General features: G+C 64.2%; 23 protein-coding genes. 15 read left to right on the forward strand and 8 right to left on the reverse strand.

What is annotated here, in order from left to right; translation table 11 throughout:
- Window positions 1–45: 45 nt before the first annotated feature.
- A complete protein-coding gene (locus K1177_RS01080; protein WP_224701404.1) occupies window positions 46–786 on the reverse strand; it encodes a 16S rRNA (uracil(1498)-N(3))-methyltransferase in 741 nt (246 codons plus the stop codon).
- Between the two features lie 168 nt (window positions 787–954).
- Here K1177_RS01080 and ubiA point away from each other — a divergent pair, with 168 nt between their 5' ends.
- Window positions 955–1,899 carry a 4-hydroxybenzoate octaprenyltransferase gene (ubiA, locus tag K1177_RS01085; RefSeq protein WP_224701406.1) on the forward strand — a complete coding sequence of 315 codons (945 nt, stop codon included), beginning with the start codon at window positions 955–957 and terminating at the stop codon, window positions 1,897–1,899.
- Window positions 1,900–1,971: 72 nt separating this feature from the next.
- Here ubiA and K1177_RS01090 read toward each other — a convergent pair whose 3' ends face one another.
- Window positions 1,972–2,484: a DUF6101 family protein gene (locus K1177_RS01090; protein WP_224701408.1), complete on the reverse strand. Its 513-nt coding sequence runs from the start codon at window positions 2,482–2,484 to the stop codon at window positions 1,972–1,974.
- 269 nt (window positions 2,485–2,753) lie between these two features.
- Between K1177_RS01090 and K1177_RS01095 the strand changes: the two genes are divergently transcribed.
- Together K1177_RS01095 and K1177_RS01100 are read left to right on the forward strand one after the other, a co-directional pair.
- The gene (locus K1177_RS01095) at window positions 2,754–3,602 is read left to right on the forward strand and encodes a 3'(2'),5'-bisphosphate nucleotidase CysQ (RefSeq protein WP_224701410.1); all 849 of its coding nucleotides are present in this window, start codon (window positions 2,754–2,756) and stop codon (window positions 3,600–3,602) included.
- Window positions 3,603–3,605: 3 nt separating this feature from the next.
- A complete protein-coding gene (locus K1177_RS01100) occupies window positions 3,606–3,851 on the forward strand; it encodes a DUF4170 domain-containing protein (RefSeq protein WP_224701412.1) in 246 nt (81 codons plus the stop codon).
- 37 nt (window positions 3,852–3,888) lie between these two features.
- On the opposite strand, the gene K1177_RS01105 is transcribed toward K1177_RS01100, so the two are convergent.
- Genes K1177_RS01105 through K1177_RS01120 form a run of 4 tightly spaced genes read right to left on the reverse strand, consistent with a single transcriptional unit; the run spans window position 3,889 to window position 7,868 of the window.
- Window positions 3,889–5,040 carry a glycosyltransferase family protein gene (locus tag K1177_RS01105; RefSeq protein ID WP_224701414.1) on the reverse strand — a complete coding sequence of 384 codons (1,152 nt, stop codon included), beginning with the start codon at window positions 5,038–5,040 and terminating at the stop codon, window positions 3,889–3,891.
- A 2-nt stretch (window positions 5,041–5,042) separates the two neighbouring features.
- Window positions 5,043–5,264, reverse strand: coding sequence for a DUF2093 domain-containing protein (locus tag K1177_RS01110; RefSeq protein ID WP_224701416.1), 222 nt, complete (start codon window positions 5,262–5,264; stop codon window positions 5,043–5,045).
- 46 nt (window positions 5,265–5,310) lie between these two features.
- On the reverse strand, window positions 5,311–6,927 hold the full coding sequence (xseA, locus tag K1177_RS01115) for an exodeoxyribonuclease VII large subunit (RefSeq protein WP_224701418.1): 1,617 nt from the start codon (window positions 6,925–6,927) through the stop codon (window positions 5,311–5,313).
- A gap of 47 nt (window positions 6,928–6,974) precedes the next feature.
- Window positions 6,975–7,868, reverse strand: a complete 894-nt coding sequence (locus K1177_RS01120) for a LysR family transcriptional regulator (RefSeq protein ID WP_224701420.1) — start codon at window positions 7,866–7,868, stop codon at window positions 6,975–6,977.
- Between the two features lie 157 nt (window positions 7,869–8,025).
- Here K1177_RS01120 and K1177_RS01125 point away from each other — a divergent pair, with 157 nt between their 5' ends.
- Entirely contained in the window at window positions 8,026–8,283 is a 258-nt protein-coding gene (locus K1177_RS01125; RefSeq protein ID WP_224701421.1) for a hypothetical protein, read from the forward strand.
- A 159-nt stretch (window positions 8,284–8,442) separates the two neighbouring features.
- Here K1177_RS01125 and K1177_RS01130 read toward each other — a convergent pair whose 3' ends face one another.
- Complete coding sequence (locus K1177_RS01130) at window positions 8,443–8,697, reverse strand: PilZ domain-containing protein (protein ID WP_224701423.1); 255 nt, start codon at window positions 8,695–8,697, stop codon at window positions 8,443–8,445.
- 17 nt (window positions 8,698–8,714) lie between these two features.
- Window positions 8,715–9,227 carry an invasion associated locus B family protein gene (locus K1177_RS01135; protein WP_396119148.1) on the reverse strand — a complete coding sequence of 171 codons (513 nt, stop codon included), beginning with the start codon at window positions 9,225–9,227 and terminating at the stop codon, window positions 8,715–8,717.
- A 373-nt stretch (window positions 9,228–9,600) separates the two neighbouring features.
- Here K1177_RS01135 and coxB point away from each other — a divergent pair, with 373 nt between their 5' ends.
- The 11 genes from coxB to K1177_RS01190 all read left to right on the forward strand — a co-directional run bounded on the left by coxB (window position 9,601) and on the right by K1177_RS01190 (window position 19,349).
- A complete protein-coding gene (coxB, locus tag K1177_RS01140; protein WP_396119150.1) occupies window positions 9,601–10,476 on the forward strand; it encodes a cytochrome c oxidase subunit II in 876 nt (291 codons plus the stop codon).
- A 25-nt stretch (window positions 10,477–10,501) separates the two neighbouring features.
- Window positions 10,502–12,199, forward strand: coding sequence for a cytochrome c oxidase subunit I (gene ctaD, locus K1177_RS01145; RefSeq protein ID WP_224701424.1), 1,698 nt, complete (start codon window positions 10,502–10,504; stop codon window positions 12,197–12,199).
- 90 nt (window positions 12,200–12,289) lie between these two features.
- A complete protein-coding gene (locus K1177_RS01150; protein WP_224703667.1) occupies window positions 12,290–13,189 on the forward strand; it encodes a heme o synthase in 900 nt (299 codons plus the stop codon).
- Window positions 13,186–13,368 (forward strand): hypothetical protein, encoded by a 183-nt coding sequence (locus tag K1177_RS01155; RefSeq protein WP_224701426.1) that lies wholly within the window; start codon window positions 13,186–13,188, stop codon window positions 13,366–13,368. The genes K1177_RS01150 and K1177_RS01155 overlap by 4 nt, the downstream gene beginning before the upstream one ends.
- Complete coding sequence (locus tag K1177_RS01160; protein WP_224701428.1) at window positions 13,368–13,931, forward strand: cytochrome c oxidase assembly protein; 564 nt, start codon at window positions 13,368–13,370, stop codon at window positions 13,929–13,931. The genes K1177_RS01155 and K1177_RS01160 overlap by 1 nt, the downstream gene beginning before the upstream one ends.
- Window positions 13,932–13,933: 2 nt before the next feature.
- A complete protein-coding gene (locus K1177_RS01165; protein WP_224701430.1) occupies window positions 13,934–14,770 on the forward strand; it encodes a cytochrome c oxidase subunit 3 in 837 nt (278 codons plus the stop codon).
- 65 nt (window positions 14,771–14,835) lie between these two features.
- Window positions 14,836–15,189, forward strand: a complete 354-nt coding sequence (locus K1177_RS01170; protein ID WP_224701431.1) for a DUF983 domain-containing protein — start codon at window positions 14,836–14,838, stop codon at window positions 15,187–15,189.
- Window positions 15,186–15,944, forward strand: a complete 759-nt coding sequence (locus tag K1177_RS01175; protein ID WP_224701433.1) for an SURF1 family protein — start codon at window positions 15,186–15,188, stop codon at window positions 15,942–15,944. Before K1177_RS01170 ends, K1177_RS01175 begins: the two co-directional genes overlap by 4 nt.
- Before the next feature lie 69 nt (window positions 15,945–16,013).
- Window positions 16,014–17,408: a threonine synthase gene (gene thrC, locus K1177_RS01180; RefSeq protein WP_224701435.1), complete on the forward strand. Its 1,395-nt coding sequence runs from the start codon at window positions 16,014–16,016 to the stop codon at window positions 17,406–17,408.
- A gap of 53 nt (window positions 17,409–17,461) precedes the next feature.
- On the forward strand, window positions 17,462–18,724 hold the full coding sequence (locus tag K1177_RS01185) for a M16 family metallopeptidase (protein ID WP_224701437.1): 1,263 nt from the start codon (window positions 17,462–17,464) through the stop codon (window positions 18,722–18,724).
- 13 nt (window positions 18,725–18,737) lie between these two features.
- Entirely contained in the window at window positions 18,738–19,349 is a 612-nt protein-coding gene (locus K1177_RS01190; protein WP_224701439.1) for a GNAT family N-acetyltransferase, read from the forward strand.
- Window positions 19,350–19,503: the final 154 nt, after the last annotated feature.

The raw sequence follows: 19,503 nt of genomic DNA on the forward strand, positions 1-19,503 counted from the left end.
AGTGCGGGCGAACATAGCGTCGCCCAAGCCGAAAGCAATCGCCTTTTATCGCCAATCACCGATGATAGCTTGAATGACGGCCAACCCGGCCACGGCCGCCGTATCGGCCCGCAGGATGCGCGGACCCAGGCTGATCGGCACGACATAGGGCAGGGCCAGGAGCTTTTCGCGTTCGGTATCGGAAAATCCCCCCTCCGGCCCGATCAGCAAGCCGATCTTTTCGCTCGCCAGCCCGGCCAGCCGTTCCACGGGCGATGCCGAGGCCGCGCCCTCATCGGCCAGGATCAGCCGGCGATCACTCGGCCAGGTGTCGAGCAGCGCCGACAGGCTGATCTCGGGCGCCACCGTCGGCACATTGAGCACTTCGCACTGCTCGGCAGCCTCGACGGCATTGGCCACGAGCCGCTCATGCTTGAGGCGGCTGACCTGGGTAAATTGCGTCAGCACCGGCTGGATGGTGCCCACGCCCATCTCAACGGCCTTCTGGATCACATAGTCGAGCCGCTCTGACTTGAGCGGGGCAAAGCCATACCAGAGGTCGCTGGGGGCAGGCTGAGGCGCAATCTGCTCAAGCAGGTCGAGCGACACCGAGCGTTTGGAATCGCTGGTCATCCGGGCGCGCCAGGCGCCATCGCGGCCATTGAACAGCACCACTTCGTCGCCGACCACCTTGCGCAGTACGGCGGCCAGATAGAGCGACTGATCCTTGCCCAGGTCCACCGGGGCTCCGGCGACCAGATCGGAAGCGACATAAAGGCGGGGCAGGGTGGCGTGGGTACGGGGCATCAGTTTTCGCAGCAGGTTTCTGCCACGACCTTGTGGCACTTCGGGTTCACCATGAGGTCTACTCTAAACGCGGCGAACACAGTAGACCTCATCCTGAGCTTGTCTAAGGACGGGATCGTGGCAGGCCCGCTGCCCGGTCCCGTCGCCCCAAACGGAGATCGTGGCACCATGTCCGATACCAATCAGCCCGCATCCAGTTCCACCAGTCCAGCCGCAGCAGCCTCGGACAATTGGGTCGATCGCTACCTGCCCCGGCAGGTTCGCCCCTATGCGCGGCTGGCCCGCTGGCATGCGCCGATCGGCATCTGGCTGCTGTTCTGGCCCTGCGTCTGGGGGCTGGGCCTGGCGGCCGTGGCCGCGCCCACACGTGGCTTTGACTGGGGCGCAGCGATTCTGATGCTGATCGGGGCGGCGCTGATGCGCGGCGCCGGCTGCACCTTCAACGATATTGTCGACCGCGACATCGACGGCCATGTCGCCCGCACCCGCCAGCGGCCCATTCCCGCCGGCGATGTCACCGCCCGCGACGCCCTGGCGTTCATGATTGCCCAGGCGCTGCTGGCCTCGGTGATCCTGTTCCAGTTCAATCGCTTCACCGTCTGGGCCGGCGTGGCCTCGCTGGTGCTCGTGGCCATCTATCCCTTCATGAAGCGCGTCACCTGGTGGCCGCAGGCTTTCCTGGGTCTGGCTTTCTCCTGGGGCGCCCTGGTGGGCTGGAGTTCACAGACCGGTGGCATGGCCATGCCGGCGCTGCTCGCCTATCTCGGCACCATTTTGTGGGTGATCGGCTATGACACGATCTATGCGCTGCAGGACGTCGAGGACGATGCGCTGATCGGGGTGAAATCCACGGCGCGCCTGTTCGGCAACAAGGCGCGGCTGATCGTCTCGGGCTTCTATATCGGCGCCTATATGCTGTGGTTGGCCGCTGCAACGGTAGCCGGGGCGGGCATTGTCTTCGCGCTGCTCTCGCTGGTGGCGGCGGGGCTCCTGGCCTGGCAGGTGCAGACGCTCAATGCCGATGTGCCCAACAACCCCTATGTGCGCTTTCACGCCAACACCTATGTCGGCATGGCGCTATCGCTGGCGCTGCTGGCCGACTGGGTCTGGTAGCTACCGGAAACGTCAAAAGGGCTGACCGCACCACCGGTCAACCCTTTCAACGTGCTTTGGAGGCAGCAGAACTCAGGCGTCAACCTGGCCGGGCGTGCGGCGGTTGAGGAAACGGGGGCGGCGACCGGCTTCAGCGGCGAGCTTGCGGCGCGAGGCGCTGCTGCCCAGCATGACGCCATCAACCTGCTGGCTATAGGGCATGTAGGCACCGTCGCCGGCCTTGATGAACAGCGGCAGGCGCAGCTTCTTGCCCCAGTTCTGCCATTCGGCGACGACGCTCTGATTGCCCTCTTCCTCGAACACGCGATAGTTCAGCGCGCTGTCGGAATGCACCAGTTCGATCGAACTGGTCAGAACACCTTCGCCGGAAATGGACGTGGCCACGGCAACGCCGATGAACTCGGTCACCGGAACCTTGATCTTGATGGCGACCCCGCTCTGGTCGAGCATGCGGCGGACCGTGACGGTCTTGACCGGATCCTTGGGGCCATTGTCGTTTGCAGCAATGAAGCGCCGGTCCGCAACTGCGGGGGTGCCAAATGCCAGAACGACCGACGATCCTTCCATCGAAACGCCATGAACCATTTGAATTCGCCTTCCTGTCAACTTCGAGAGCTGATTTTTGGTGCTCTCTTTTGTGCCTCCAACATACCCCGGGCCCTTACCTGCCACCTTAATCGGTTGGGTTAAATTTATCTTGTTTTCCGAGAGGGTTAGCAGGGTATTGCACCGGGTAGGAACCGGTTAACTGCACCCGATGGGGCCCCGTTAACCCTGCCTGGCCGGGCCGGCTGGGATCACCGATGTGAGCGGCCCTTGTCCAAACCCCGGGGCCAGCCTAAAAGGCCCCGAATATGCCAGTTCCAGCCACGACTTACAGCGACGACCTCGAATTGCTCCGCGCCAGCGCGGTGGCTGCCGGCATCATTGCCAGCGGCTTCTTTCGCCGCGACGTCAAGAGCTGGAACAAGGAGAATGCCTCGCCCGTGAGCGAGGCCGACATCATGGTGGACCGCTATCTGGCAGCCTCGCTGCTGCAGGCGCGGCCCACTTATGGCTGGCTGAGCGAAGAGACAACCGACAATCCCTCCCGGCTCGATTGTGAACGCGTCTTTGTTGTCGACCCCATCGACGGCACGGGCGGCTTCCTGCGCGGGGAGGACAGCTGGTCGATCTCCCTGGCCGTTGTCGAGAACGGCATTCCCGTGGCCGGCGTGGTCTATGCGCCGGTGCGCGATGAAATGTATGCCGCCGCACGGGGCGAGGGCGCGCGGCTCAATGGCAAGATCATCCGCCGGGTGCGGCGCCCGGGGGCGGCTCCGGTCATTCCCGCGGCCGGCGCCGTGCATCAGGAACTCCAGCAGGCCGGCCTCAACTATACGCGCGGTCCCTATTATCCCTCGCTGGCCTATCGCCTGGTACAGGTGGCCACCGGCAAGCTCGATGCCGTGGCCAGCCGCCGCGGCAGCCAGGACTGGGATATCGCTGCTGCGGCCGTCATTCTGGACGAGGCGGGCATCGATATTGCCGATGTCTGTGCGGGCTTCCCGCAATTTAACAAACGAGATGTGCGTCACGGGGCGCTTGCGGCGCTTGGCGACATGAGCCTAAAACCGCTGGTCCATGCAGCCCTGATCAAGGTCTATGGCTGCCCGGCCGATGGCCAGGCGGTTGCTGCGCACACCACCGACGAACGGATTTGACCCATGGCAGAAAAAACAGAACCCGGCCAACAATTGCTCCACCTGGTCATCGGCGGAGAATTGTCCAGCATTGAAGGCGTCACCTTCGCCGATCTCGACAAGGTCGACATCGTCGGGCTCTATCCCAATTACGCCAGTGCACTGGTGGCCTGGAAGCAGAAGGCCCAGCTGACGGTCGATAGCGCGCAGACGCGCTATTTCATCGTCCACCTGCACCGCCTGCTCGATCCGCAGACCGACAAGAAGTAAGTCTGGCCAACGCCAAGCGGCCCGGCGCCCCGTGACCTCAGTCGCGGGGCGTTATGCAATCCAGAATCGCCTGCACCGCGCCAGGGCCGCCAATGCGCTGCCGGCCCACATTGCCCAGGCGCCGCCGCTCCTCGTCGTCGCGCAGCAAATTGGCGAGGGCGGTGCTCACCGCGCCTGCCTCAGCCGGCACAACGATGCGCGCCGCATCGAACAGCTTCTGTTCATCGTCAAAGCGCGACCGCCGGTCGCGCGGATTGATGAAGGTGATCGCCGGTCGGCCCATGCCAAGCGCCTGCACCGTCGCCGTGCCGGCCTGCGACAGCACCAGGTCCGAAGCCGCCAGCAGATTGCCCAGCGCATTGCCACGCGCCATGTGGACGGTCATCTTGCCGTCGGACAATTCCCCCAGGTCACCGGATTCGGCGCTGAGCATATGGGTGCGGCGAAGGCCGGTCTTCTTGGCCAGTTCCTCGACATTGATCCCGCCCGCCACGGCCAGGAAGACATCGGGCATCAACTCGGCTGGCAATGCGCGCAGCGCCTCGATTTGGAGGCCAAAACTCTCCGCCGTCAGGGCTCGGCTGCCCGGCAGCAGCGTCACCGCGCGCTGGCGGCTGCGCCGGCTCTGCGCGTCATAGTCGCCGCTCGGAATGGTATCCATCATCACATTGCCGGCCGAACGTGCGTCGATGCCGGCCTGTACCAGCATGTCTGCCAGCCCGTCCGAGCGGCAGAACACGGTCTTGCAGCTGCGCTTGATGAAGAAGCGCTCGGCGGCCGAATAGAGCCGCGCCGCACCGGTCTTGTAGACATCGAGATAGGTGAGGTCGCGCAAGCCGGTGGCAAAAGCCGCCACCACGCCGGTCATGTCACCCACCACCACCACGCGACCATATCGTCCGCGCACCTGGCGCAGGAACTTCAGGGCCGGCGGGATGGTCATCAATCCGCCATTGGCCAAGTCGCGCCGCAGCGAACCCTTCACATTGCGCCAGCCTTCAGACGCCAGGGTGGCGCGCGGGCCGACAATGGGGCAGACGCCCGTATAGGCATTGCCTGCGCCAATCATGGGATAGGCATCGACTTCCAGGCCCTTGGGCAGGCGGGCCGCTATGGCCGCCGCAATCCAGTCCTCACCGTGACCGTTGGAAATGAACAGCATGCGGCGACGGATGGACGCTGGCGACACGGTCAGGCTCCCAGACCGAACCGCTCGAAGGCTTCGTTTGCCACCACGGCATCGGCATAGGCCTCCTGCCGGTCAACGCTCCAATAGAACAGCTCGTCGATCGGGATCGGCTTGCCGGTAATGGCGCAGCGCACGAAGGTGCCGGGCTTGAGCACCACATAGTCCCCGTCGAGATAGCGGATTTGCGCCTCGACGGGTGCAAAGGCCTTGTCAAACAGGTTCATCGGTCCGTCCCTCATCTGGGTTGGCTATAGCGGAGTTGCGGCTGCCTCAAAAGAGGCTTTCCTGCGTGTCCGGACCCGCAGATCCGCTGCGGGGTTTCTTGCGCGGCGTCGGGCTGCCGCCGACGATGGCGCCAATATCGCCATCGGCAAACTCAATGGCAATGGCTTCCCCAGGCTGCAGCTGGCCGCGCGAGGCCACCAGATTGCCCTCGCCATCCTTGACCACCGCATAGCCGCGCGCCAGCACGCTGCGATAGCTCAGGCTGGCCAGCAGCTTACCCGCCTGCGTCAGCGCATTACGGCTGGTGTCGAGCCGCTGCACCATTGTGGCACTGAGCCGCAGGCCCAGCGGGCCCAAAAGGCCATGGGCGTGGCGCAACTCGCTGCGCAGCGATGCAGGCGACAGCTTGGGGCCGATGGCGGCCAGCTGCGCCTGCTTGCGCTCGAGCAGGCGACCGGCCGAACTGGCGAGGCGCCCCGCGCGCGGATCATGCGTGAGCCGGGCGCGCTCAACGGTCTTGCGCAGACCGGCGTCCGCCCGCAACGACAGGTTGCGCAGCCGCTCACCGGCCTCGGCCTGCTGGCCCTGCAACACGCGCGGGGTGAGGCGCGTCTCGCTGCGGGAATAGCGCAGCCGCAGCGCCTGGACGCTGTGGCGCAGATTGCCCAGCAGGTTGGATGCGGCATGATCAAGCTGCTGGCGCTGGATGGAGACCAGATCCCCCGGCCGGGGCAGGCCGGCACTGGCGGCCCGCAGGCGGTCGCGCGCACTGCCCACCATGCGGCGGGCACCCTGGCGCTGGCGGGCGCCCAGATCGTCGACATAGCCGATCAGCTCGGCCCGCACCGGCACGGCGGCTTCGGCGGCAGCCGTGGGCGTGGGCGCACGCATGTCCGAGGCATAGTCGATCAGCGTGGTATCGGTCTCGTGCCCGACGGCGGAGATGATCGGAATGTCGCTGGCTGCAACGGCGCGGACCACGGATTCCTCGTTGAAGCCCCAGAGGTCCTCGATCGAGCCGCCGCCGCGGGCGACGATCAGCAGATCCGGTCGGGGTAGCGCGCCACCAGGGGTGAGTGCGTTGAAGCCCTCGATGGCATTGACCACCTCGGGCGCGCAGGTGTCGCCCTGCACCCGCACCGGCCAGACCAGCACATGGGTGGGGAAGCGATCGGCAAGACGATGAAGAATGTCGCGGATGACCGCGCCAGTCGGCGAGGTGACGACGCCGATGACGCGCGGCAGATAGGGCAGGGGGCGCTTGCGCTCCCGCGCAAACAGCCCCTCGGCCTGGAGCTTGCGCTTGCGCTCTTCGAGCAGCGCCATCAGCGCGCCGGCGCCCGCCGGCTCGATATTGTCGATGACGATCTGGTATTTCGAAGACCGCGGGAATGTGGTCAGACGCCCTGTGGCGATGACCTCGAGCCCCTCTTCGGGCTTGAAGGTGAGCTTGGCATAATTGCCCTTCCAAACCACAGCATCGAGCGCAGCGCCCTCGTCCTTGAGGGTGAAATAGGCGTGGCCGGAGGCATGCTGACCGCGAAAGCCGGAAATCTCGCCGCGCACGCGCACATGGCCGAACTCGTCCTCGACGGTGCGCTTGACCGCCTGGGCGATCTCGGAAACGCTGTATTCGGCGGCATTGGTCAGGGCTTCGGACATGCCCTGTGGTGCGACATCGGCCCCGTCAGGTCAAGGGTAAGTGCGGACTACTCTGCAGCTTCCCCCTGCTGCTGCGCGGCGCTCTCAAGATTGCCCATCGACTGCACGATGTGATTGGCCAGTGCATCATAGATGCCGCCATAGGCGTGGCTGGCGCGCATCAATGCAATCTGCGCGTCGCCCAGCTTGGGCAGGCCATGATCTTCGTTGACGACACGCATGCCCGGCTGCAGGGCGCTTTCCGGCAGAAAGCCAATGGCCAGATCGGACAGGACCGCGCTGGAAATGGCGGTGGCGTTCGACGAGGTATAGGCGATGCGGTAGTCGAGCCCGGTGCGCTCCAGCGCCTCCTGGGCATCCTTGCGCCAGATGCAGAAGGTGGGGCCGCAGGCGACCGCCAGCGGGGAACTGGCCAAGGCCCGCCCGCCGTGGCTGGCCACCCAGAACATCTTTTCGGTGCGGAACAGTTCGCCGTAGTTCTGCTCGGTGCCTTGGGTAAAGACAATCAGGTCGTATCGCCCCGCGCGCATGCCCTCGAGCAGATGCTCGGAGGCCATGCAGGCCACATCCACCACAATCTTGGGATGGGTGCGCTGGAAGCTGGAGAGGATCACCGGCAGCAGGCGCACTGCATAGTCGTCCGGCACGCCGAAACGGATCGAGCCCGAGAGATCGCCTTCCGAGAAATGATCGAGAATCTCGGCATTGGTGCGCAGCATCTTGCGCGCCCGTGCGTAGAGCGCCTCGCCCGCCAGCGTCAGCATGACCCGTCGCCCGTCGCGCGTCAGCAGCGACTGGCCCAGCCGCTCCTCAAGGCGCTTGATCTGCATCGACACCGCCGATTGCGTCTTGTTCAGCCGGCGCGCGGCCTCGGTAAAGCTGCCGCAATCGGCAATCGCACAGAAGCTTTGCAGCTGATCAAGGTCGAGGGGCGTGCTCATGGTCTGCGCATCACTCAAATTGATGGACAGGATGAAATCTATTTGTTGGACGAATGAATGTCCAGAGCGCTATCTCTCCACTATCGGGGCGTGGACACACGCTGCCGACAGCGCCGCAGACTCCCCCTGCGACACAACCAGATGTTTGGAGATTATCATGGCTCTCTCGCTTCCCGGCGAGCGGTCAATTGCGGCCGCCACGCCCCGCCCCTTCGCCGCGCTGCTGCGCTGGCTCGGCCAGGCCAAAGCCGCCCGTGCCCGCCGGACTGCGCTGGAGTCGCTGCTCGACCTCGATCATGAGCGGCTGGACGATCTTGGCATCTCGCGCGCCGACATCAATGCGGCCCTGGCCCGGACCGGCAACAACCCCGGCCATGTGCTGAACACGGCCCGCGCCCGCAACGCCCGCCTCTGATCGGCGGCCCAGTTTACGCCGCCCGGACACCCGCCGGGCTGCGTTCCCTTGTTGGTCCGAACACTTGTTACGAGCGCTCGTTCCATCACCGGCCGGTTTGCCACCGGCCTTGTTTCCTGATGACTTGCCGGACAGTGCCTCGCACTTGTCCGGCTTTTTTCATTCGGCAGGGCGGAACTGCACGCCCAGCTCGGTTTCCTGACGCCACGCCACCTGGCACTCAAAGCTCTGACCATCGTCGAGCATGAGCTGGAAATGATCGGGAATGCCGATCACGCTGGCCACGCGCAGGCGGGCCCCGGAGTCCGAGAGATTGCGGATCGTGCAGTCGAAGGTCGAGAACCCGTCATTGACCACGACATGGCCGCCCTTGAGAACGCGATGACGGATCGTAGCGCGTTGCTCCTCGGCCATGTGGCAGGCACTCCTTATTATGGCAGCTGTGCGAAGCCGTCCTTGAAGCCATTGAGCGACACCGGAATGCCGATGCCTTCCTCGGGCGTCTTGAACACCACAAAGATGGCGCTGCTGCCATTGGACAGGGTCTCGATCAGGCTGTCATCGAGCACCACCTCGGCCACGCAGCCATTGGGCAGGCAGCGCACGAAGGCAACACGGCCCATATCCTTGCCATCGACATTGAGGCCCAGGCCATTGGGCAGCAACACGCCGAGCGGCGCCAGCACCCGCAGCAGCCGCGCCTCGCGATCGGCGGTGCGCAAGACAATGACAGACAGGCCCACATTGGGCTGATCTTCGGCCATCACATTCTGGATGATTGCACACTGCTCGAAACTGGCGCCGGGCGGGGTGTCGCAGCTCATCTGCCAGTCCCCATACTGGGCCTTGACCACGCCCTGGGCATGGACCGCGCTGCCGGGCGCGCCCAGAGCCAGCAGGGCCAGGCCTGCACCGACGAAATGGCGCCAAAAATTCTGCTTCACTGTGTCAATTCTCCCGACGAATCGCGCGTCAGCCTTTTGCCAACGTGTTTCCGATAGCCGGGGCCATGAGTCAACCAAACCCCGGAAATGCAGGGGATATGCGCGCCAAACTGCGGCTGCCGTGAGGCGGATTGCTGCCGCCGCCGCACAATTTGACGCACATCACCACGCTCTCGCCGCAATGGACTCGGTCTCTGGGATGTGATTTAGGTCAAGGCAGAGTTTTTCGCTCCGAGGTTGAGTCGGGGCGGCGTTTGCTATGCCGCTGTTATTGCACTCAATCCCGGTGTGGATGCACCAATTGATGTCGACACAGGGGTTTATGGTGACCGGGCAGTTCTTGAGAAAGATAGGCGCTATTTCGGCAGCCGCAATGGCGCTGGCCCCGGCTTTCGTCATGGCGCAGGAGCAGGTGGCTGAGCAAACGGGCCACCCCGTCTATGGTCAGTTCCATCTGCAGCGCGCCGTAACGCCGATCATGGATTCGATCGTCAGCTTTCACGATGGCATCCTGCTCTGGACCATCACGCTGATCGTGCTGTTCGTGCTGGCGCTGCTGATCTGGATCATGATCCGGTATAACGCCAAGCGGAACCCGGTTCCGGCGGCTTTCACCCACAACACGCTCGTGGAAGTGGTCTGGACGGTCTTGCCGATCGTCATTCTCATCATCATCGCCATTCCGTCCTTCGGCGTGCTGTCCGACCAGCTGACCACGCCCGACGGCCAGCGCAAGTATCTTGGTTCCAACATCTTCTCCTTTGGCGAAGTCGAGGTTCCGGCGCCGGAGCTGACCATCAAGGCCACTGGCCAGCAGTGGTATTGGGACTATGAATATGTCGACGACGGCGTGTCTTTGACCTCGATCATGCTCAATGAAGAAGATCGCGCTGCCACCAAGCCGGGTCAGCCGCGCCTGCTGGCCGTGGACAATGAGCTGGTCGTGCCGGTTGACACCACGGTTCGCCTGGAAGTCACCGCCGATCCGACCGGCGTGATCCACGCCTTTGCCGTGCCGTCTTTCGGCGTCAAGATCGACGCTGTCCCCGGTCGTCTCAACGAGACCTGGTTCAACGTGCGTGAGACCGGCATCTACTACGGCCAGTGCTCGGAGCTGTGCGGCAAGGACCATGCGTTCATGCCCATCGCCATCCGCGTGGTGACCAAGGACGAATTCGCAACCTACATGGCTGCGTTCAAGGCCGGCGACTACGCCGCCGCCAACGCCACGCTCGTGGCGCTGCAGTAAGAACACGGGTCAGGGGATAACTAACATGGCCGATATCGCTCACCTCGAAGCCCATGCGGCGCACGACAGCGCGCACGACAATCACACACCCACCGGCTGGCGCCGTTGGCTCTATTCGACCAACCACAAGGACATCGGCGTGATGTATCTGTGGTTTGCCGTGTTCACCGGCATCGTCGGTGGCCTGCTCTCGGGCGTCATGCGCATGGAGCTGCAGGAGCCTGGCATCCAGATTTTCCACGGCCTGGCCAGCATGGTCTACGGCATGGACGCCGCCAGCGGCGAGGCGCTCGACGCCGGCAAGCACATGTACAATGTGTTCACCACCGCCCATGCGCTGATCATGGTGTTCTTCGTGGTGATGCCCGCCACCATGGGCGGCTTTGCCAACTATTTCGCCCCGCTGATGATCGGCGCGCCCGACACGGCCTTCCCGCGCATCAACAACATCGCCTTCTGGCTGCTGCCGCCGGCCTTCATCCTGCTGCTGATGAGCCTGTTCTTTGAAGGCACGGGCCCCGGCGCACTCGGCTTTGGTGGCGGCTGGACCGTTTACCCGCCGCTGTCGACCTCGGGTCATCCCGGCCCTGCCATGGACTTTGCCATCCTGTCGCTGCACGTGGCCGGCATCAGCTCCATCCTGGGCGCAATCAACCTGATCACCACGATCTTCAACATGCGTGCCCCCGGCATGACGCTGCACAAGATGCCGCTGTTTGCCTGGTCCGTGCTCGTGACGGCCTTCCTGCTGCTGCTGGCCCTGCCGGTTCTGGCTGGCGCCATCACCATGCTGCTGACCGACCGCAACTTCGGCACGTCGTTCTTCAAGCCCGCCGAGGGCGGTGACCCGATCCTGTTCCAGCACCTGTTCTGGTTCTTCGGTCACCCCGAAGTGTACATCATGATCCTGCCGGGCTTCGGCATCATCAGCCACATCGTCTCCACCTTCAGCCGCAAGCCGATCTTCGGCTACATGGCGATGGCCTATGCCATGGTCGCCATCGGCTTCGTGGGCTTTGTGGTGTGGGCGCACCACATGTACACCACCGGCCTGAGCCTGGACGTGCAGCGCTACTTCGTGGCCGCAACCATGGTGATCGCCGTGCCCACGGGCGTGAAGATCTTCTCGTGGATCGCGACCATGTGGGGTGGCTCGATCACCTTCAAGTCGCCCATGCTCTGGGCTGTCGGCTTCATCTTCCTGTTCACCGTTGGTGGTGTGACGGGCGTGGTGCTGGCCAATGCCGGTGCTGACCGTGCCCTGCACGACACCTATTATGTGGTGGCGCACTTCCACTACGTGCTGTCGCTGGGCGCCGTGTTCTCGATCTTTGCGGCCTGGTACTACTGGTACCCCAAGATGTTCGGCTACATGTACAACGAGACCCTGGCCGCCGTGCACTTCTGGGTCATGTTCGTTGGCGTGAACCTGATCTTCTTCCCCCAGCACTTCCTGGGCCTGGCCGGCATGCCACGCCGCTACATCGACTACCCCGATGCCTTCGGCTTCTGGAACCGCATCTCCTCGGTCGGCTACTACATCACGTTCGTGGCCATGATCGTGTTCTTCTATGCCACCTGGGAGGCCTTCAAGCGCAAGCGTCCCGCCGGTGACAATCCCTGGGGCGATGGTGCAACCACGCTGGAATGGACGTTGAGCTCCCCGCCGCCGTTCCACCAGTTCTCCACCCTGCCGCGGATCGACTCCACCAAGGCACACTAAGTTCAATCGGGCCGCCTCGTGCGGCCCGGTCCACCCTCGAGGAAAGCAAGGTCAGTGGCTCTTACCGACGACAGCACACAGCTTCCCGCCATGACGGGCGAGGCACGCGTCGAGGATTACCTCGCGCTGCTCAAGCCCAATGTCATGCAGCTGGTTGTGTTCACCGCCATCGTCGGGCTGCTGGTGGCGCCGGGCGGCATCAATCCGCTGATCGGCGTGATTGCCGTCGTCTGCATCGCCATCGGGGCAGGGGCCTCGGGCGCGCTGAACATGTGGTATGATGCCGATATCGACGCCATCATGAGCCGCACGGTCAACCGGCCCATCCCGGCCGGCCGCATCACCGGCGGCGAAGCGCTGATCTTCGGCGTCGTGCTCTCGGTGTTCTCGGTGGCCCTGCTGGGCCTGGCGACCAATTGGGTCGCCGGTGGCCTGCTGGCCTTCACCATCTTCTTTTACGCCGTCGTCTATACGATGTGGCTGAAGCGCTCGACGCCGCAGAACATCGTTATCGGCGGCGCCGCCGGGGCCTTCCCGCCCATGGTTGGCTGGGCTGCCGTCACCGGCACGATCAGCCTGGAGAGCATCGCGCTGTTCCTGATCATCTTCCTGTGGACGCCGCCCCATTTCTGGGCGTTGGCGCTCTACAAGCAGTCTGACTATGGCGCTGCGGGCATTCCCATGATGCCCAACATCAAGGGCGTTGCCTCGACCAAGCGCCAGATCTTCGCCTACACCGTGCTGCTGGCCGCGTCCGCCCTGCTGCCCTCGATCCTGGGCTTTGCGGGTCTCCCCTATACCGGTGTCGCTGTTGCCACCGGCGCAGGCTTCCTCTACCTCGCCCTCCGACTGCTGCGCAGCGGCGAGGACGTGGCCATGCGCAAATCGGCCCGCGTGCTGTTCAACTACTCGCTGAGCTACCTGTTCGTGCTGTTCCTGGCGCTGCTGTGCGACAATCTCCTCACCCGTTTTGGAGTCTTTGGCGCATGAGTGCACCCCATGAGATCCGCGCTGTCGAACTGGAAACGCCCGAGGTGACTGCCGCCCGTGCCAAGGTGCGTCGCCGCCGCTCGATCGCGCTTGCCATCGCCCTGGCACTGTTCGCCGTCACGTTCTACACGCTGACCATCGTCAAGATGGGTCCGGCCCTGTTCGATCGGTCGCTGTGATGGCCGAGATCACCCAATCCACGCCCCCCGGCGCCAACCGCCGCAATCGCCGCGTCGCGCTTGTCGGTCTGGGCATGGCCGTCGGCATGGTCGGGCTCGCCTATGCCAGCGTGCCGCTCTATCAGATGTTCTGCCAGGCCACCGGCTTTGGCGGCACCACGCGCGTTGCCACCGACTCGCCCAAGGGCATCATTGGCCGCGAGATGAAGGTTCGCTTCGACTCCAACGTCGCCAACGAACTGTCCTGGAAGGTCACGCCAGCGGCCGCCATCACCGACAAGATCGGCACCGTCGATACTGTGAACTTTGTTGCGCACAACCTCTCCGACAAGCCGGTGACGGGGCGCGCCATCTTCAACGTCTCGCCCGAACGGGCCGGCGCCTATTTCAACAAGATCGAATGCTTCTGCTTCACCGAGCAGACGCTGCAGCCCGGCGAAACCGTCGATATGCCGATCGTGTTCTTCATCGACCCCGAGCTCGATAGCAATAACGAGCTCGATACCATCAAAGAGATCACGCTCTCTTACACTTTCTACGCTTCAGACAACGAGGGAAGCTGACCATGGCCGGAATAGCCAAGAACCACGACTATCACATGGTGGAGCCCAGCCCGTGGCCGTTCGTCGGCTCGGTCTCGGTGCTCATCATGGCCATTGGCGGCATCTTCTGGATGCACCACTGGACGCCCTGGGTGTTCTTCGTGGGCCTGGTGGGCGTGCTCTACACCATGTACGCCTGGTGGAGCGACGTGATCAAGGAAGCCAACAACGGCCATGACCACACTGCCGTGGTGCAGATGCATCACCGCTACGGCATGATGCTGTTCATCGCTTCCGAAGTGATGGTGTTCTTCGGCTTCTTCTGGGCCTATTTCGACGGCTTCTTCCGCCTGGACGACGTCGAGCAGTATGCCCGCGTTGCGGCGACCGGTGGCATCTGGCCGCCGACCGGCATCGAGCTGTTCGACCCCTTCCACCTGCCGCTGTTCAACACCCTGCTGCTGCTGACCTCGGGCACTACCGTGACCTGGGCACACCATGCCCTGCTCGAAAATGATCGCGAGGGCCTGAAGTGGGGCCTGGCACTGACCATCGTGTTGGGCGCTGTGTTCACCTGCGTGCAGATGATCGAATATTCCGAAGCTGGCTTCAGCTTCGCTGGCAACATGTATGGCGCCACCTTCTTCATGGCCACCGGCCTGCACGGTTTCCACGTGCTGATCGGCACCATCTTCCTGGCCGTCTGCCTGATCCGCGCCCTGCGTGGCGACTTCACGCCCGAGCGTCACCTCGGCTTCGAATTTGCCGCCTGGTACTGGCACTTCGTGGACGTGGTCTGGCTGTTCCTGTTTGCCTCGATCTATGTCTGGGGCAGCTGGGGCGTGGCGATCCACCACTAGGGGCAAGCCCCTCGCTTCTAACGGGGCGCAGCGACGAGCTGCGCCCTTTGCTTTTGGAGACTGCCTTGGCCCTGCCTTCGCCCTTTGTTGCCGGATTGCTTTGTCGCTGCCCGCGCTGTGGCAAGGGGCCCCTGTTCAACGGCTACCTCAAGGTGGCGCCGCGCTGCAGTGCCTGCGATCTTGACCTGGCCTTTGCCGACAGCGGCGACGGTCCGGCGATCTTTGTGATCTTCCTCGTGGCCCCGGTGGTGGTGTTGCTGGCTCTTGTTGTCGGCGCACTCTTCAATCCGCCGCCGCTGGTCCACCTGATGCTGTGGATCCCCACCACCATCGTGCTGTCGCTGGCGCTGTTGCCGCCCTTCAAGGGCGTGCTGGTGGCGCTGCAATATCGCAACGACGCCCATGAGGGGCATCAATGAGTGCGCCCCGCCGCCTCGGCCCGCTGATGACGGGCGGCTTTGTCGTGCTCATGCTTGCCCTGGCGGTCGTCTGCGTCTTTCTGGGGACCTGGCAGATGCAGCGGCTCGCCGAAAAGGAGGCGCTGATCGCCGCGGTCGATGCCCGCATCGATGCGGCGCCCGTGCCGGTTCCCGAAGCCAGTGCCTGGCCCAGCCTCAACCTTGAACCGCTCAATTTCCAGCCCGTCACCCTGACTGGCGCCTTCCGCTACAACCAGACGGTTACCGTCTTTACCAGTCTCGCCAATGCCCGTGGCTCGGCTTCAGGCCCCGGTTACTGGGTGATGACGCCCTTCGTGCTGCAGTCCGGCGGCACGGTCTTTGTCAATCGTGGCTTCGTGCCCGAGGCCATGCAGGAAGCCGCTGTGACCGATGGCGAGAGCGACACCACGACCGTCACCATCACCGGCCTGCTGCGGCCCGGCGAGGCGGCAGGTTTCATGACGCCGGCTGCCGACACCTCCAATCGTGTCGAATGGGTGCGCGACCCGGCCCGCCTTGCCGCCATGGTCGATCCGGCGCTGGCGCCGATAGCACCGTTCTATATCGACATGCCCGCCGGCGCGCCGGGCGAACTGCCCCAGGGCGGCGAGACGGTCATCGAGTTTCCCAACAACCATTTGGGCTATGCCTATACCTGGTATGGCTTTGCCATCGTCGCCGTGGTCATGCTCGGCTTCTGGCTCTGGCGCCAGCGCCGTACCGGCAAGGCCTGATCCGGCAAACTTGCGGTCGGCGGGTCAATTCACTAGGTTGTAACAATTCCAAAAGGGCTCCTTCCCCGAATGCAATTTGTATCAACGCGCGGTCAGGCGCCCGTGCTCGGCTTCTCTGACGCAGTTCTGGCTGGCCTGGCCTCCGATGGCGGCCTCTACGTTCCCAAGAGCTGGCCCCAGCTCAGCCCCGAGGAAATCGCCGGCTTTGCCGGCAAGCCCTATGCCGATGTCGCCTTCGACATCATCAGCCGCTTCACGGGCGATGAGATCGCGCCGACGCGGCTCAAGCAGATCATCGACGAGGCCTATGCCGGCTTCCGCCATCCCTCTGTCGCGCCGCTGGTCGAACTGGCGCCGGGGCACTTCGCGCTCGAGCTGTTCCACGGGCCCACGCTGGCGTTCAAGGACGTCGCCATGCAGTTCCTCAGCCGCATGATGGACCATATCCTGGCCGAGCGCGGCCTGCGCGCCACCATTGTCGGCGCCACGTCGGGCGACACGGGCTCGGCCGCCATCGAGGCGTTCCGCGGCCGCGACACCACCGACATCTTCATTCTCCATCCCCAGGGCCGCACCTCCCCGGTCCAGCGCCTGCAGATGACCACCGTGCTCGATGAGAATGTGCACAACATCGCCATCGAGGGCACGTTTGACGACTGCCAGAACATCGTCAAGGCGATGTTCAACAACCATCGGTTCCGCGACCAGGTGCGCTTGTCGGGCGTCAATTCGATCAACTGGGGCCGGATCGTCGCCCAGATCGTCTACTACTTCACAGCGGCCGTTTCGCTGGGCGCGCCGCATCGCCCGGTGAGCTTCACGGTGCCGACCGGCAATTTCGGCGACATCTTTGCGGGCTATTGCGCCAAGGCCATGGGCCTTCAGATCGACCGGCTGGTCATCGCCACCAATGCCAATGACATCCTGCGCCGCACCATGGAAACCGGTCGCTATGACATGGCCGGCGTTGCCCCCACCATCAGCCCCTCGATGGATATTCAGATCTCGTCCAACTTCGAGCGCCTGCTGTTCGAAGGCGCCGGGCGCGACGCCACGGCCGTGGTGCGCATGATGGACGGCCTCAAGCAGTCGGGCGGCTTTGCCGTGCCGGAAGCCACGCTGGGCGCCATCCGGCGCGACTTCGCGGCTGGCACAAGCGACGAGCCAGCCACCAAGGCGACCATTGCCAGCGTACATGCCCGATCCGGCTACCTGCTCGATCCACACACAGCCGTGGGCGTGCATGTTGCCATGCAACAGCCCATCACCGGCGTCCCCATGGTCACGCTGGCCACCGCCCATCCCGCCAAATTCCCTGCCGCCGTCAAGGCCGCTTCGGGCGTGGATCCGGCGCTGCCGGCCTGGCTGGCCGATCTCTACGATCGCCCCGAGCGCCTGAGCGTCCTTGCCAACCAGCAGCAATCTGTCGAAGACTTCATCCTGGCGCGCACGCGCGCTGTCTAGCGAACCAACAAGGCCGGGCGGTCTGTGGATCGCCGGGCTGAGGAGACTGACTCGTGAGCGTACAATCGACGACCCTCGACAATGGCATGGTGGTCCTCACCGACGACATGCCGCACCTCGAAAGCGCCTCCCTGGGCGTCTGGGTCAAGGCCGGCGCCCGCTCCGAACGCAAGACCGAGCATGGCATCTCCCATCTGCTCGAGCACATGGCCTTCAAGGGCACCAAGACGCGCAATGCGCTCAACATCGCCGAGGCCATCGAAAATGTCGGCGGTGACCTGAACGCGGCCACCTCCATCGAGCACACCGGCTATTTCGCCCGCGTGCTCAAGGAGGATGTGGTCCTGGCAGCCGATATTCTCAGCGATATCCTGCAGAACTCCCTGTTCGACGAGGACGAGCTGACCCGCGAGAAGCAGGTCATCGTCCAGGAGATCGGCGCCGCCCGCGACAACCCAGACGACCAGGTGTTCGACCTGTTCCAGCAGGCCGCCTTTCCCAGCCAGCCCATCGGCCGCACCATCCTGGGCACGGTGGATTCTGTCCGGGCCTTCAACCCCGATACCATCCGCAAATACATGAACCGCAACTATGTGGGCGACCACATGGTGATGGCCGCTGCCGGCAATGTCGATCACGACGGGCTGGTGAAGGTGGCGCGGGAGCATTTCGCCACGCTCAAGCCCAACGGCGCCCCGGCGCCGCAGCGCGCCGAATACCAGGGCGGGCAGGAGCGTCTCGTGTCCGAGCACGAGCAGGCCCATATCGTCATCGGCTTCGAGGGCCGCGCCTATAATGCCGACGGCTTTTATGCCGCGCAGGTGCTGGCCTCCATCCTGGGGGGCGGCATGAGCTCGCGCCTGTTCCAGGAAGTGCGCGAGAAGCGCGGTCTCTGCTACTCGGTCTATTCGTTCCACTGGGCCTTTGCCGACAGCGGCGTCTTCGGCGTTGCCGCGGCGACCGGCGAGGAAGAGGTGGCCGATCTCGTGCCCGTCGTGCTCGACGAACTCAAGCGCGCCACCGAGAACATCACCGAGGAAGAGGTGGTGCGTGTGCGCAACCAGATTCGCGCGGGCCTGCTGATGTCGCTCGAAAGCCCCTCTGCCCGTGCCGGCCAGCTGGCCCGCCAGCAGATCCTGTGGGGCCGGCCGATTCCGATGCAGGAGACGGTCAACCGCATCAACGCCATCACCACGCGACGGGTGCAGGAAGTGGCCGAGCAGATCTTCACCTCCGGCGCACCGACGCTGGCCGGCATCGGTCCGATCGGCAATCTCGCTGACGTCGAAGCGATCAGCGACCATATCAAACGCTGAGCGGTTCCCTGTCGTGCTCTGGCCCTGGTCATCGCCGCAATCGCTGATCTCCCTGCGCGGTGCCCGCGTCAGCCTGCGCCTGCCGCAACTGTCCGACTACGACCAATGGTATCAGCTGCGCATGGCCAGCCGCGACTTCCTGCGCCCCTTCGAGCCGCGCTGGACCGAGGCTGATCTGGCCCGCCGCGTCTTCGTGCAGCGCGTGCGGCGCGCCCGTATCGAAGCGGAGGAGGGGACCGACTATTCGCTCTTCATCTTCCTGCCCGAGGGGCGTCGTGAAACCCTGGTGGGCGGCCTCACGCTCTCCAATGTGCGCCGCCGCGCCGCCCAGTTCGTCAACCTGGGCTATTGGATGGGCCAGCAATATGCCGGCAGGGGACTGATGAGCGAGGCCGTGTCGGTCTGCCTGCCCTTCACCTTCGAGACGCTCGATCTCCACAGGATTCATGCGGCCTTTCTGCCCGGCAACATGGCCTCGCGCCGCGTGCTGGAAAAGAACGGGTTTGTCGAAGAGGGCTTCGCCGAGAACTACCTGCAGATCAACGGCCGCTGGGAGGATCACGTGCTGTTTGCGCTCACGCGCGAACGCTATGAGCGAGCCCGCTTCAACGCTCTGCTGGTCTAGACCTGTTGCGGAATGGCAACAGTGCTCGAACCTTGCCGCTGGCCGCATTCCCCGCTACCAAAGACCGCTCCTCGTCTGAGGGCCCTGGAATTTGTGTGGCCGAGAATTCGCCTGCCGGTTCCACCGCCACAATGATGCCCACCGCAGGATTTAG

This window comes from Devosia aquimaris, from assembly GCF_020169335.1.
Lineage (GTDB): Bacteria > Pseudomonadota > Alphaproteobacteria > Rhizobiales > Devosiaceae > Devosia > Devosia aquimaris.